This window comes from Streptomyces nidicola (genome assembly GCF_050106155.1).
Classification (GTDB): Bacteria; Actinomycetota; Actinomycetes; order Streptomycetales; family Streptomycetaceae; genus Streptomyces.
In genome coordinates this window covers 3,554,782-3,569,469 of record NZ_JBNBPI010000001.1, presented here as the reverse complement: position 1 = coordinate 3,569,469, position 14,688 = coordinate 3,554,782, and the positions used below count along the sequence as shown (strand labels likewise).

Sequence of the window (14,688 nt, the reverse complement as noted above, 5' to 3'; positions counted from 1 at the left end):
CCCTTCAGGCCAGCTCTCCACGGAGCCCTTACCAGCACCACGAACCATCGATACCGTGAGGCACGTCCCTTCGGCTGCCCTGCTGGACGAGTGACGACGAGGACCGGACCATGACCGAATCCAGTGAGTGGCTCATCTACCGTGGCGCCGGCGAACCCCACGAGGGCCTCGACCGCCTGCCCCCGCCGCCGCCCTGGCGCGACTTCTCGGGGCGGTCCACCGGCGAATCGGCCGCGGGCGACAACGAAGAGGACCGCAGGCTCGGCGCGCACCGGCACCTGGCGGAGCTGCACAGGCCCGGTGCCGAAGAGCTCGAGATGATCAACGCGGCGCTGTATCTGCGCCGCCCCCTGCTCGTGACGGGCAGCCCCGGCGCGGGCAAGAGCACGCTCGCGCACTCGGTGGCGTACGAGCTGGGCCTGGGCAACGTACTGCGCTGGTCCATCGTCAGCCGGTCCACGCTCCAGGACGGGCTCTACCACTACGACGCGATCGCCCGCCTCCAGGACGTGCAGATCGCGGCGCAGGGCGGGTTCGGCTCGGCGGCCGGGTCGCCGGGGGCCGTCGAGGGCATCGGGAGCTATATCCGGCTCGGGCCGCTGGGCACCGCGCTGCTGCCGTCGCCCACCCCGCGCGTGCTGCTCATCGACGAGCTCGACAAGAGCGACATCGATCTTCCGAACGACCTGCTGAACGTGCTGGAGGAGGGCGAGTTCGCGATACCCGAACTGGAGCGGGTCGCCGACCGGTTACCGGACGGCGAGGCCGAGGTGCTCACCGCCGACGGCGTCAAGGTCCGCGTCCGCGACGGCCGGGTGCGCTGCAACGCCTTCCCGTTCGTGGTGCTCACCAGCAACGGGGAGCGCGACTTCCCCGCCCCGTTGATGCGCCGCTGCATCCACCTCGAACTCGGCAGGCCCGACCACAACCGGCTCGCCACCTTCGTACGCGCCCACCTCGGCGACGAGGCGGCACGCGCGGGCGACGATCTGATCAACCGCTTCCTGGAGCGCTCCCGCAGCGAACTCCTCGCGACCGACCAGCTGTTGAACGCGATCTACCTGACCGACGCGGCCGCCCCCACCAGCCGCGAATCCTTCGCAGACCTCCTGATCCAGCGACTCGACCGCCCGAGGTGAAGCGGTGACTCCCGACGCGACGGCGCGTCAGGGTCCCGGTTCGCCCTCGGAGCCCGGACACCAGGGCGGCGACCCGGTATCCGAACTCGTCGCCAGGCTGCGGCAGGTGGGGCTCGACCCCGACGCCGAAGGGCTGTGCGACGCGCTGTGGCTGGCCCGGTACGCCCGCCGCCCCGAGCGGCCCGCGGAGCAGACGGAAGCGGCGCCGGGCGGGCGGCCCGCCCGCGAGCTGCCGCGGCCCGCCCCGCTGCCGACCACATCGCCTGCCACGCCCCCGGAGAGCGAGCCCGAGGGCCCGACACCCCAGGCGTACGACGCGAGCGGTGACCGGCGGGTGGCCCTGTACCCCGTGCCGCGCGCCGGTGGTGGCCGGGCGCGCGGCGGCGGGCGCACCGCGCCGCTGCCGGTCGGCGTCCCGGCGGCGCCCGCGTTCCCCGCCCCGCTCGAACTCCAGCGCGCGCTGCGCCCGTTGCAGGGCTATCGCAGCGCCGCACCGCCGCTGCGCTCGGTGCTCGACGAGACGGCGACCGCGGAGCACACCGCGCGCGCGGGCGGCCTCGTGCTGCCGGTGTTCCGCGCGGTGACCCGTGCCGACGCGCGGCTGCACCTCGTGATGGACGCCTCCTCGTCGATGCGCGTGTGGGACCGGATGTTCGGCGAACTGGAGCGGGTCTTCGCCCAGTTGGGCGCCTTCTCGGACATCCAGGTCAGCTATCTGCACGAGGGCCCCGACGCGCAGGCCGCCGTCAGCCGCAGCCCCGAGCTGTACGCGGCGCCCCTGCACTCCACCGACCGGCTCAGCGACCCGTCGGGACGCCAGCTCGCCGTCCTCGTCAGCGACTGCGCAGGCCCGCTGTGGCGCAGCGGCCGGGCCCACCGTCTCCTGCACCAGCTGGCGCGGCAGGCCCCCGTCGCCGTGCTCCAGCCGCTGCCGCAGCGCATGTGGAACCGGACCCGACTGCCCGTCTCCTACGGTGAGTTGAGCCGCGGTGAGGGCATCGGCGGCGCCGCCGCGCTGCGCGTGCGAACGACGACGGGACCCTCGGCGGCGGCCCGCGCGGGTGCGCTCCCGGTGCCCGTCCTGCCGCCCGAACCGGTGGCCCTCGGCGCCTGGGCGCGGCTGCTGTCGGGGGCCGGCGCGGGCCCGGTCTCGGGCGCCGTCGGCTGGGTCAGGGCGGACCAGCCGCGGGCCTCTGCGGGGCGGCAGGCGCAGCGTCCCTCGGTGCTCGAACTGGTCAGCCGGTTCCGCGCCACCGCGTCGCCGGACGCGAGCCGGCTCGCCGGATTCCTGGCGGCGGCCCCGCTGTGCCTGCCGGTGATGCAGCTGGTGCAGCGGACCATGCTGCCCGGCTCGGGCCCGTCCGAACTGGCCGAGGTGCTGCTCAGCGGGCTGCTCACGCGCGCCAAGGGCGAGCAGGACGGCGACGGCGTCCAGTGGTACGAGTTCGCGCGGGGCGTCCAGGAGTCGCTGCTCGGTCCGCTCGGCAGGGACGAGGCCGTGCTGGTCCTCAAGCACTGCTCGGAGTACATCGAGGCCCGCTTCGGCAAGGGCGGCCCCAATTTTCCGGCGCTCGCGCTTGCGCAGCTCGGCGACGGCGGCGGGGCGGGGGCGGCCGATGCCGTCGGCACGGCGCGCCCCACCGGCACCGGCGCCGGCTACCGGCCGCCGGGCGCCGTCGAGGGCGAGAACGGGGACGGCGGGGCGGGCGGCGCGGACCTGGTCCCGCAGCCCTTCGCGGAGGTCGCCGCGCAGGTCCTGGAGCGCTTCATGCCGCTGCCCGAACAGTTCGCGCTGTACGGGAGCCCGGGGGAAACGGGGCCGCAGGAGACGCCGCCGACGCACCCCGCGGTCACCCGGGCCCGCGAGCTCGCCGCGCGCTTCGACCACGAGCGCATGGTCCAGGACCTCATCGACGCCGTGCAGCTGCTGCGCGGTGCAACCGAGCACGAGACGCCCACGGAGCGGGACTTCGAGCTGTGGGCCGAGTACGCGCTCTGTGTGCTGCGCCTGTGGGAGGTGCAGGGCGGCGCGGAGCTGCTGCGCGAGGCCGAGCAGGCCGCCGAGCGCGCCGCCGCCCACCCCCACGCGCTGCGCGAACGTGCCGTCCTCGCGCGCGTGCTCTCCACCGCCGCCACGGACCGCAGGCGCCGCGGCGACCGGCGCGGCGCGCTGGAACTGCTGCGCAGGGCCGACCGGGAGTACGCGGTGGCCTGCTCGGCGCCCGACCTGCGCGAGGGGCAGGCGCTGCGGCTCACCCTGGAGCGCGTCGGCGCCATGGAGGCGCAGTGGCGGCTCGGCGGGGACAGCGCGCTGTTGCAGGGGGCGGTGGGGATGCTGGAGGCGTTTGTCGACACGTGGCAGGGCCACCACCACCCGCCCGAACTCCCGCTCGCCCACGGGCGGGTCCTGCTGCGGCTCTCCGGTGTGACGTCCGACAGGGAACAGGCGCGCCGGTACGCGCGGCAGAGCGCCCAGTCGCTGCGCGAGGGCCTCGACGGCGACGCCGACGCCATCGCGCACCTGCCGCGGTTGCGCATCGTCCTCGACCTGGTGGACGCGCTCCTCGCGGCGGGCGGCGCGCTGGACGAGGCACAGGCGCGCGTCGACGAGGCGCTGCCGCTCGCAGCGGACCAGACTCTGCGGGCCGGACTGCTGCTGCGCGCCGGACGCATCCGTGTGGCGCGCTTCGAGGAATCGGGCGACCCGCGCGAACTCCAGGGCGCGGACGACAGCTTCGGGAGCGCCGCGCAGCGCATGCCGCGGGAGGCTCCCGCCCACGCCGACGTACTCGCCGAATGGGGCGAGGCACTGCTGCGCCGCGCCGCCCTGGAGACGGGATCCCGGGCCCAGCAGTCCGTCTCCCGCTCCATCCGCGTCCTGCGGGACTGCCGCAGCGAGACGGCGACGGGCAGCCCCAAGCTGGCCGGGCGGCTGCTGCTCCTCGGCCGCGCGCTGATGCTCCGCTACCGCGCGCGTGCCGACCGCGTCGACCTGCGCGAGGCCGAGCACCTGCTCGGCCTCGCGGCGGCCGAGGCCGACGACCCGCTCCTCGCGGCGCAGTGCTGGCTGGAGCTGGGGCAGGTGCAGTACGAGGCGTACCGCAGCCTCGGCCGTCCGGCCCGTCTCGGCGAGGCCGTGGAGGCGTTCCGGCTCGCGGCGGACTGCGCGCGGGAGGCCGAGGAGGAGGCGGCGACGGACCAACGGCGGCGGCATGCCGTGGAATTGGGTGCGCAGGCGCAGCACTGGCGGGGTATGTCCTACGAGGCGGCGGCCCGCCCGCGGGCCGCGCGCGAGTCCTACCGGGCGGCACGCGCGGGCTGGTCGAAGCTGCCGGAGGACAGCCTCGGAGCAGGCGCTCCGACGGCTCACGACACGGCGGAGCGGCTGGCCGCGCTGCAATGAGCCGATGGGCAATGAGCCGATGGGCAGTCAGCCGATGTGCGGTGAGCCGATGGCCAAGGAACGCGAGGGGGACGTTGTGAACGGACAGGACGAACCGATGGAGGCCGCGGAGGGGGCGCAGCGGGACGAGCCGCTGCCCGACCTGACGCAGCTCGCCCTGAAGGACCTGGCGGGCATTCAACACCCGGTGCTGCAAGAGGTGTTGGCCGAGCTGCGGGACCGCGCGACGCGTCCGGGCGAGACGCTCTGGGGGTGGAACAACTCCTTCACCTGAGGCACCGTGGGCCCGGGCTGTGTGGTTTCGGTCGCGTGGTCCACCGAATAGGACAGTTCGAAAGCACCGCGTTTGAGGCCGCGACCGCGACGGTATGCGGTTCCCTGCGAGTGCGGTCCTGAAACGGGCGTACGACATGGGGGTGCAGGTGTGTCCGTAGAGACCGCTCCGCGCCCGGCGCCCGAACCGCCTTTCCCTTTCCGGCAGTTCATCGTCAAGGTCCACGGCCGCTGCAACCTCGCCTGCCGGTACTGCTACCTCTACGAAGGACCGGACCACACCTGGCGCACCCGGCCCGCCGCCGCGTCCCGCGCCGTCCTGGACCGCACCGCGTCCCGCATCGCCGAGCACGCCCGCGCCCACGAACTGCCTGCGGTCTCCGTGGTGTTGCACGGCGGGGAGCCGCTGCTGGCCGGCGCCGCGACACTCGGCCGGTTCGCCGATCTGGTCCGCGACCGGGTGCCCACCGGATGCACGGTCCGCGCCACCGTCCAGACCAACGCCACGCTGCTGACCGGGCGCAGCCTCGCGACCCTGGCCCGGCACGACGTCAGCATCGGCATCAGCCTCGACGGGGGCACCGCCGAGCGCAACGCACTCCGCGTCGACCATGTGGGCCGCCCCTCCTGGCCCGCCGCCGCACGCGGGGCAAGGCTGGTCGCCGAGCGCTTCCCGCGGTCCTTCGCCGGGATCCTCGCGGTCGTGGACCCAGCGCAGGACCCCGTCGAGACGTACGAGTCCCTGCTCGCCCTCGGCCCGCCCGCCCTGGACCTGCTGCTGCCGCACGGCAACTGGACGAACCCGCCGCCGCACTGGGACAGCACGGGCACGGTCCACGGGGACTGGCTGTGCGCCGTCTTCGACCGCTGGTGGGAGGCCGGTCGCCGGGAGACCCGGATCCGCCTCTTCGAGGAGTGCATCGCGCTGCTCCTCGGCCTTCCGGCGGCCACGGAGTCGCTGGGACTCGCGCCCTTCGACGCCGTGGTCGTCGAGACGGACGGATCGATCGAGCAGGTGGACTCCCTGAAGTCCGCCTACGAGGGCGCTGCCGCGACAGGCCTCGGCGTCTTCGACAACGACTTCGACGAAGCCCTCGCGCATCCCGGGGTGGCCGCCCGGCAGGCGGCCGCGACGGAGCTGGCGGGGCAGTGCCGGGCCTGCCCCCTGCTGACCGTCTGCGGAGGCGGCAACTACGCGCATCGCTACCGGGCGGGCAGCGGATTCCGCAACCCCTCCGTGTACTGCGCCGACCTGCAGCGGTTCATCCGCCACGTGGCCGCACGGGTCGCGGAGCCGCCCGCCGCGGCCGTCCCGGTCTCTCCCGAAAGGAGCACCCCGTGATGCTCTCGGAGGTCCCGGACCCGGCCCTCGACGAACTCGGCCGCACCGAAGGCGGCCCGGACACGCTCGCGCTCCTCGTGCACGACCAGGACACCCGGCGCCTGCTGCTGCTCCGCGCCCTCCTCGACGCGGCGGACGCGGCGGACCCGAGGGTGTGCTCCACGGAGCAGAAGGCGCGGCTGAAGGACGACTGGGCGCTGCTCACCGAGGCGGAGGACGCGCCGCGGCCGGCCGGGCCACGGGACGCGCCCTCGGCCCGGGACCGGATCCGCTACCCGCTCACCGGGCCGTGGGCCCTGCGCTGCCTGCGCGGCCTGGACCGGGCCGCGGGCACCGCCGGGCCGGCCGAGGCGCGTCAACTGGCCCTCGACCTGGCCCACTTCAGCGCGCTGGCCGCCGTATCCGCCGCCCGCGCCGGCATCCCCTTCACGACGCGCCTGACCGCCCACGACGGCACCCTGAACCTCCCGTCCCTCGGCAGCCTGCACACCACCCCGGCCGACGACGTGCACGTCGAAGTCGTCGCCCGGCACGGCTGGATGAGGCTGAGCCGGCACGGCTGCGCCGACGTCGTCGTCTTCCTGGAGAACGGGTTCGGCGCGTGGTCGGGGTCGCGCGCGTGGACGCCCGCCCACGCGCTGCCCGGGCTGACCCCCGAGGTCGCACCCATGCCCCTGGACGACCTCGACCCGTACCGCACGGGACCCGAGCCCCGCCATCGCACCCAGAGCGGCCCGACGACGCTGGACGACGCGGAACGCAAGCGCTGGCTCATGGCCTGGTCGGGCACCGCCGCGGTGCTGCGCACGGGCGGCGAACACCGGCTGGCGGAGGCCCTGGCGCTGCTGCGCTGCCTGGTGCCCCTGGAGATGCCGCCGGGCGCGGAGGCGCGGGGCGGTTGCAGCGCCACCCGGCGCGAGGCGTTCGGCGCCCTGCTCACCAGCACCCCGCCCACGCCGGCCGCCTTCGCGGCGACGGTCGTCCACGAACTCCAGCACGCGAAGCTCTCCGCCCTGAGTGACGCCGTGGTGCTCCACCAGGGCGACGGCCGTTCCCGGTACTTCGCACCCTGGCGCCCCGACCCGCGACCGTACGACGGGCTCCTCCAGGGCGCCTACGCGCATCTGGCACTGGCCGACTTCTTCCAGCGCCGTGCGCTCGCCGTGGCCTCCCGCGCCGAGTCCGCCTGGACCCAGTACAGCCGCTACCGGGCCCAGGTGGGAGCCGTGCTCCCGGTGCTCGTCGGCTCGCCCGACCTGACCGCGCGCGGGCGCCGCTTCGTCGACCAGATGGTCGTCGCGTACGAACGCATGGACGCGCACCCCGCGCCACGTGGCCATACGGCGCGCGCGGAGGCGTACGTGAGTGCCGTCCGCACCCTGTGGACGCAGCGACAGTCCTCGACCACCCGTCCGAATGAGTGAAGATGTCGGCGGACCGGTGTTCCGCTGCGCGAAGATCCTGGAACCAAGGCGTAGTTGGCGGTGTGACACTTACCAGCGTCGCGCCGAGGTTCTACGATTTTTTTGCGACTAAGCGCAGGAGGCCGCTGCATGTCTGGAACTCGTAAGCCGGTCGGGACGACCGCGGGGGATGCCCGGAAACGGACGGTCACGATCAGCTTCGCCGGGTTCAACAGGGCCTGGGCGGCCTGGATCGGGGACCGCCTCGAGCGGCGCGGCCTGCGGGTGGTGTACCAGCGCTGGGAGTCCCCGGCCGAGACCCCGCTCGTCGATCTGCTGCGGGACCTGAGCCTGGCGGAGGGCCGGATCCTCATCATCGTCAGTGAGTGGTACTTCCAGCTCGGCCCTCGCACGCACGAGGAGTGGAACGCGGCGCTGCGCGAGGTCGTCGCACCCGACCCCTCCCGGTTCGCGGCCGTGTCCCTGACCACGTCACCGCTGCCGTCGGCCACCCCCGTGCTGGGGGCGGTCGGGCTGACCAACCTGGGCGCGGAGGAGGCCGAGCGGCGGCTCCTCGAGCGGCTCGACCTGCCGACCGACCCGCTGCCCGAGCCCGCCGCCGGCGCGCGGCGCGGCCCCCGTTTCCCGGCGACGATGCCCGAGGTGTGGGGCGGGGTGCCCCGCCGCAACACCCGCTTCACCGGCCGCGAGGCGCTCCTCAACGAGGCGTACCACAAGCTGACTTCGGCCGAATCGGGCGCGGGCGTGCTCACCTTCCACGGCATGTCCGGCGTCGGCAAGACACAGCTCGCGGCCGAGTACGTCTACCGCTTCGGCTCCGAGTACGACGTCGTCTGGTGGGTCAACGCCGAGAAGCGCGTCACCTACCGGCGCGGCCTCGCCGAACTCGCGCCCAAGCTCGGCCTGCAGACCGGCCAGGAGTACGGCGAGCGGCTGCGCGCGGTCCGCGACTCGCTGCGCAGGGGCGACCCGTACGCGCGCTGGCTGCTGATCCTCGACGGAGCGGACGAGCCCGACCAGATCTGGGACCTCGTGCCCACGGGACCGGGACAGGTGATCATCACCTCCCGCAACCCGGAGTGGAGCGAGCACAACAGCATGCTGCTTGACGTGCCGGTCTACCAGCGCGACGAGTCGGTGGCGTTCGTGCGGCGGCGGGCCCCGCGGCTGTCGGAGGCGGAGGCGGACCAGCTGGCGGAGGCACTGGAGGACCTGCCGCTGCTGCTCGACCAGACAGCGGGCTGGCTGAACGACTCGGACCTGTCGGTCGAGGAGTACATCGGCCTCCTCGACGGCGGCGTCGACCAGGACGTGGTCAAGGTGTCGGCGGACTTCCCCGTCGCGTTCCAGACCGCCTGGTCGATACTGCTGAACAAGCTCCGCGACACCGTCCCGGAGTCCGTCGACCTGCTGCGCCTGTGCACGTTCTTCGCGCCCGGTTTCATCCCCGTACGCCTGCTGCGGGAGATGCTCAGCGACGAGCTGCCCGAACAGGTCGCGGGCCTGCTGAACGACCCGCTGCTGTGGAACAAGGCGATCAACCAGCTGCGCCAGTACTCGGTGGTCCGCCTGGAGTCCCACGAGGCGGGGGCGGACGAGGCGACCTCCTCCGGGGAGTCCCTGTACCTGCACCGCATGGTCCACCAGATCGTGCATGCCGACATGCCCGAGGCGGACCGCCGCGAGTTCGTCGACGTCGTGCGGCGGGCGCTGGCCGCCGCCGACCCGCGCAGGCCCACCGACACCCGCCTGTGGCCCGGCTACGCGGAGATCGCGCCGCACCTGAAGTACGCCGACGTGCTGCAGAGCAAGGACTCGGGTGTCCAGACCCTGGTGCTCAACTGCCTTCGCTACATGTACTTCTCCGGCGAGTACACGGCCGGCATCAAGCTGGGCGAGCGCGCCATGAAGGCCTGGCGGGAGCTGCTCGGCGAGAACCATCCGCGTATCTGGGAGCTGTCCTTCCACTACGTCAACGTGCTGCGTGCCGCCGGTGAGTACGAGCGCACGGAGGTGCTCAACCGCGCCGCGGTCGAGCACCTGCGGGAGACGCGGGGACCGGACGACCTGGAGCACCTGCGGGCCGCCAGCGGCCTCGCCGCCGACCTGCGCGGCCTCGGACGCTACGACGAGGCGCTCGAACTGTGCCGCTGGATCCTGACCGCCTATCAGGGGCTCCTCGGCGAACAGGACTCGCGCACGCTGAACGCGCAGAACAACGTGGCCGTCACCCTGCGGCTGCTCGGCTCCTACGCCGAGGCCCTCGACATCGACCGACAGGTCATGGAGTCACGGCGGACCCTGCTGAAGGGTCGGCACCCCTGGACGCTCGACTCCCAGATCTCCTACTCCATCGACCTGCGGCTGAACGGCCGGTACGACGAGGCCGAGTCGAACCAGCTGCAGAGCCTGCGCGAGAACCGGCTCGTGATGGGGGAGAGCAACCCGCAGACCCTCAAGGCCGAGTACAACCTCGCGCTCTGCCACTACCGCAGGGGCGAGCGCGCGAAGGCGGGCCACGTCCTCGCGCGCGTACTGGAGCGCGGTGAGCGCGTGATGGGCGAGACCCACCCGTGGACCCTCGTCTTCGCCACCGCCCAGAGCTGCTTCGCCCGCGAGGACGGCGACATCGACGAGGCGCGCGAGCTCAGCGAGGCCATCGTCGCCCGCTACGAACTCACGCTCGCCGAGAGCCACCCCTTCGTCGCGGGGGCCCGCGCGAACCAGGCGCTCATCCTGCGCAACGTGGGGGAGCGGGAGCACGCGTACGACCTCATCGAGCGGTCCCTGGCCGACATGACCGCCGCGGTGGGCGAGAACCACCCCTGGACGCTGGGCTGCGCCGTCAACGCCTCGGCCCTGCGCAACCTCGTCGGTGACCCCGAGTCCGCCGCCCGGCTCAGCAACGACACGGTGACACGCGCCATCGAGACGCTGGGCCGCACCCACCCCCTCACCCTGTCCGCGCGCATCGCGCACGCGGCGGACCTCCGCGGACTGCGGGAGCGCAGGCAGGCGGAGAAGATCGAGCAGGAGGCCCTCTCGGACCTGGAGGCGACGCTCGGCAAGCAGCACGTGCACACCATCTCCGCCCGCGCCCGCAACCGTCCCCACTGGGACTTCGAACCGCAGACGACCTGAGCGCATACAAGCCGCACACAGGCCGAAGGCCCGGCCCCCGAAAGGGGACCGGGCCTTCGGCCTTGCTCGCTGTGCTTCGGGGCCCTACGCCTCGAACACCTCACGCACCAGCTGCTCCTGCTCGGCCTGGTGACGCTTGGCCGAGCCGACCGCCGGGGACGAGCCGTGCGGCCGCGAGATGCGGCGCAGACGCTCGGCACCCGGGATGTCGGCGCCGACGGCCAGGTCCAGGTGGTCGATCAGGTTGAGCGCGATGAACGGCCACGCACCCTGGTTCGCCGGCTCCTCCTGCGCCCAGAGGTACTTCTCGGCGTTCGGGAACTTGGCGATCTCCGCCTGCAGCTCGGCACCCGGCAGCGGGTACAGGCGCTCGACGCGGATGATCGCGGTCTCCGTGTCGCCGCGCTTCTGCCGCTCGGCCTCCAGGTCGTAGTACAGCTTGCCCGCCACGAAGACGACCTTCTTGACCGCGTTCGGGTCCACCGACTCGTCGCCGATGACCGGGCGGAAGCCGCCCGTCGTGAACTCCTCCACCTTCGACGCGGCGGCCTTGAGGCGCAGCATCGACTTCGGCGTGAAGACCACCAGCGGCTTGTGGTGCGGGTTGTGCACCTGCCACCGCAGGAGGTGGAAGTAGTTCGACGGCAGCGTGGGCATCGCGACCGTCATGTTGTTCTGCGCGCAGAGCTGGAGGAAGCGCTCCACACGCGCGGACGAGTGGTCCGGGCCCTGGCCCTCGTAGCCGTGGGGGAGGAGGAGCGTGACACCGCTCGTCTGGCCCCACTTCTGCTCGGCGGCCGAGATGTACTCGTCGACGACGGTCTGCGCGCCGTTGACGAAGTCACCGAACTGGGCCTCCCACATCACGAGGGACTCGGGGCGCGCCAGCGAGTAGCCGTACTCGAAGCCCATGACCGCGTACTCGGAGAGCAGCGAGTCGTAGACGTTGTAGCGGGCCTGGTCGGGCGACAGGTAGAGGAGCGGGGTGAAGTCCTCGCCCGTCTTGTTGTCGATGAGGACCGCGTGGCGCTGGCCGAAGGTGCCGCGGCGCGAGTCCTGGCCGGACAGGCGCACCGGGGTGCCTTCGAGGAGCAGCGAGCCGAGGGCGAGGGTCTCGCCCATGCCCCAGTCGATCGTCCCGTCCTCGATCATCGACGCGCGGCGCTGCAGCTGCGGCAGCAGCCGCGGGTGCACCGTGACGTGGTCCGGGATGTTGACCTGGGACTCGGCGATGCGCTTGACGACCTCCTGGGAGATCGCCGTCTGCACGGCCACGGGGAACTCGGCCTGCGGGTCCGGGACCTCGGCGGCGGCCGGGTGCGAGACGGCCTCGCGGACCTCCGTGAAGACCTTCTCCAGCTGGCCCTGGAAGTCCTGGAGCGCCTGCTCGGCCTCTTCCAGGGTGATGTCGCCGCGACCGATGAGGGACTCGGTGTAGAGCTTGCGCACCGAGCGCTTCTTGTCGATCAGGTCGTACATCAGCGGCTGCGTGAACGCCGGGTTGTCCGACTCGTTGTGACCGCGGCGGCGGTAGCAGATGAGGTCGATGACGACGTCCTTGTTGAACGCCTGGCGGAACTCGAAGGCCAGCCGGGCGACGCGGACGACGGCCTCGGGGTCGTCACCGTTCACGTGGAAGATCGGCGCCTCGATCATGCGGGCCACGTCCGTGGCGTACATGGAGGAGCGCGACGACTCGGGAGCCGCCGTGAAGCCGACCTGGTTGTTGATGACGATGTGGACCGTGCCGCCCGTGCGGTAGCCGCGCAGCTGCGACATGTTGAGCGTCTCGGCGACCACACCCTGGCCCGCGAAGGCCGCGTCACCGTGCAGGGCGACCGGCAGGACCGTGAAGTCCGTGCCGCCCTTGTTGATGATGTCCTGCTTGGCGCGGGTGATGCCCTCGATGACCGGGTCGACCGTCTCCAGGTGGGACGGGTTGGCGGCCAGCGAGACGTTGATCTGCTCGCCGTCCAGGCCGGTGAAGGTGCCCTGGGCGCCCAGGTGGTACTTCACGTCGCCGGAGCCGTGCATCGACTTCGGGTCGAGGTTGCCCTCGAACTCCCGGAAGATCTGCGCGTACGACTTGCCGACGATGTTCGCCAGCACGTTCAGCCGGCCGCGGTGGGCCATGCCGATGACGACCTCGTCGAGACGGTTCTCGGCGGCGGAGTCGATGACCGCGTCGAGCAGCGGGATGACGGACTCGCCGCCCTCCAGGGAGAACCGCTTCTGACCGACGTACTTGGTCTGGAGGAAGGTCTCGAAGGCCTCCGCCGAGTTCAGCCGGCGCAGGATGCGCAGCTGCTCCTCGCGCTCCGGCTTGGCGTGCGGCCGCTCGATGCGGTCCTGGAGCCAGCGGCGCTGCTTCGGGTCCTGGATGTGCATGAACTCGACGCCGGTGGTGCGGCAGTACGAGTCGCGCAGCACGCCGAGGACGTCGCGCAGCTTCATCATCGACTTGCCGGCGAAGCCGCCGACGGCGAACTCGCGCTCCAGGTCCCAGAGCGTCAGGCCGTGCTCGGTGATGTCCAGGTCGGGGTGCTTGCGCTGCTGGTACTCCAGCGGGTCGGTGTCGGCCATGACGTGGCCGCGGACCCGGTAGGAGTGGATCAGCTCGAAGACGCGGGCGGCCTTGGTGACGTCGTCGTCGTGCGAGGCGTCGATGTCCTTGAGCCAGCGGACCGGCTCGTAGGGGATCCGCAGGGCCTTGAAGATCTCGTCGTAGAACTCGTTCTCACCGAGGAGGAGGTTCGCGACGATGCGCAGGAACTCGCCGGAGGCGGCGCCCTGGATGACCCGGTGGTCGTAGGTCGACGTGAGCGTCATGACCTTCGAGATGCCGAGCTTGTTCAGCGTGTCCTGGGACGTGCCCTGGAACTCCGCCGGGTAGTCCATGGAGCCGACGCCCATGATGACCGACTGTCCGGGCATCAGGCGCGGGACCGAGTGGACGGTGCCGAGGCCGCCCGGGTTGGTCAGGGAGACCGTGACACCGGTGAAGTCGTCCATGCCGAGCTTGCCGTCGCGAGCACGGCGGACGATGTCCTCGTAGGCCTGCCAGAACTCGAAGAAGTTCAGCGTCTCGGCCTTCTTGATGCCCGCGACGACCAGCTGACGGTCGCCGTTCGGCTTCACCAGGTCGATGGCCAGACCGAAGTTCACGTGGTCGGGCTTGACCAGGGTGGGCTTGCCGTCCTTCTCCGCGAAGGAGTAGTTCATCGACGGCATGGCCTTGATGGCCTGCACCATCGCGTACCCGATGAGGTGCGTGAAGGAGATCTTCCCGCCGCGGGCGCGCTTGAGGTGGTTGTTGATGACGATGCGGTTGTCGAACAGCAGCTTCACCGGGACCGCGCGCACGGACGTCGCCGTGGGGACCTCGATGGACTTGTTCATGTTCTTCGCGACGGCGGCGGCGGGGCCGCGCAGCGTCACGAGCTCGGGGCCGGCAGGGGCCTCGGTCGTCACTTCTTCAGCCTTCTTCGGTACGGGGGTGGCGGCAGCGGCCGGCTTCGGCGCGGTGGGCGCGGCCGGAGCGGCGGGCTTCGCGGGAGCGGGCGCGGCGGCAGCCTGTGCGGGAGCTGCGGCTGCGGGCTTCGCGGGCGCGGCGGGAGCCTGCGCTGCGGGTGCGGCCGGGGCCGCGGGCTTCTCGGCCGGCTTCGGGGTCGTCGCGGCCCCCGCGGCCGCGGCACCTGGCTTGTAGTCGGCGAAGAAGTCCCACCAGGCTCGGTCAACCGAATTCGGGTCCTGGAGGTACTGCTGATAGATCTCGTCGACGAGCCACTCGTTGGGTCCGAACGCGGCCGCAGGGTTCTTACCCTGCCCGGCTTGGTCGGTCTCGGTGGAGATGCTCGAGTTACTGGGGGACTGTGGCGACACGGCGGTAACCGCCCTCTTCCGCTTCTCACAAGGTGATGGACAGCGGGAATAAAGGCTACGCCTCCATTGACGGGACGTGCAGAC

The 14,688-nt window shown here is 72.3% G+C and carries 7 protein-coding genes; 6 read left to right on the top strand and 1 reads right to left on the bottom strand.

Annotated elements, in window-relative coordinates:
• Nucleotides 1-110: 110 nt before the first annotated feature.
• From ACOKM3_RS16095 to fxsT, 6 genes are all read left to right on the top strand, one after another.
• Complete coding sequence (locus ACOKM3_RS16095) at nucleotides 111-1,139, top strand: AAA family ATPase (protein ID WP_426901072.1); 1,029 nt, start codon at nucleotides 111-113, stop codon at nucleotides 1,137-1,139.
• Between the two features lie 4 nt (nucleotides 1,140-1,143).
• The gene (locus tag ACOKM3_RS16090) at nucleotides 1,144-4,542 is read left to right on the top strand and encodes an SAV_2336 N-terminal domain-related protein (RefSeq protein WP_426901070.1); all 3,399 of its coding nucleotides are present in this window, start codon (nucleotides 1,144-1,146) and stop codon (nucleotides 4,540-4,542) included.
• A gap of 4 nt (nucleotides 4,543-4,546) precedes the next feature.
• Complete coding sequence (gene fxsA / locus ACOKM3_RS16085; protein ID WP_426901068.1) at nucleotides 4,547-4,816, top strand: FxSxx-COOH cyclophane-containing RiPP peptide; 270 nt, start codon at nucleotides 4,547-4,549, stop codon at nucleotides 4,814-4,816.
• A 150-nt stretch (nucleotides 4,817-4,966) separates the two neighbouring features.
• Nucleotides 4,967-6,157 (top strand): FxsB family cyclophane-forming radical SAM/SPASM peptide maturase, encoded by a 1,191-nt coding sequence (locus tag ACOKM3_RS16080; protein WP_426901066.1) that lies wholly within the window; start codon nucleotides 4,967-4,969, stop codon nucleotides 6,155-6,157.
• Nucleotides 6,157-7,581, top strand: coding sequence for an aKG-HExxH-type peptide beta-hydroxylase (locus tag ACOKM3_RS16075; protein ID WP_426906808.1), 1,425 nt, complete (start codon nucleotides 6,157-6,159; stop codon nucleotides 7,579-7,581). Before ACOKM3_RS16080 ends, ACOKM3_RS16075 begins: the two co-directional genes overlap by 1 nt.
• 129 nt (nucleotides 7,582-7,710) lie before the next feature.
• Nucleotides 7,711-10,722 (top strand): FxSxx-COOH system tetratricopeptide repeat protein, encoded by a 3,012-nt coding sequence (fxsT, locus tag ACOKM3_RS16070; protein WP_426901064.1) that lies wholly within the window; start codon nucleotides 7,711-7,713, stop codon nucleotides 10,720-10,722.
• Nucleotides 10,723-10,806: 84 nt separating this feature from the next.
• On the opposite strand, the gene ACOKM3_RS16065 is transcribed toward fxsT, so the two are convergent.
• The gene (locus ACOKM3_RS16065; RefSeq protein WP_426901062.1) at nucleotides 10,807-14,604 is read right to left on the bottom strand and encodes a multifunctional oxoglutarate decarboxylase/oxoglutarate dehydrogenase thiamine pyrophosphate-binding subunit/dihydrolipoyllysine-residue succinyltransferase subunit; all 3,798 of its coding nucleotides are present in this window, start codon (nucleotides 14,602-14,604) and stop codon (nucleotides 10,807-10,809) included.
• Nucleotides 14,605-14,688 lie beyond the last annotated feature (84 nt).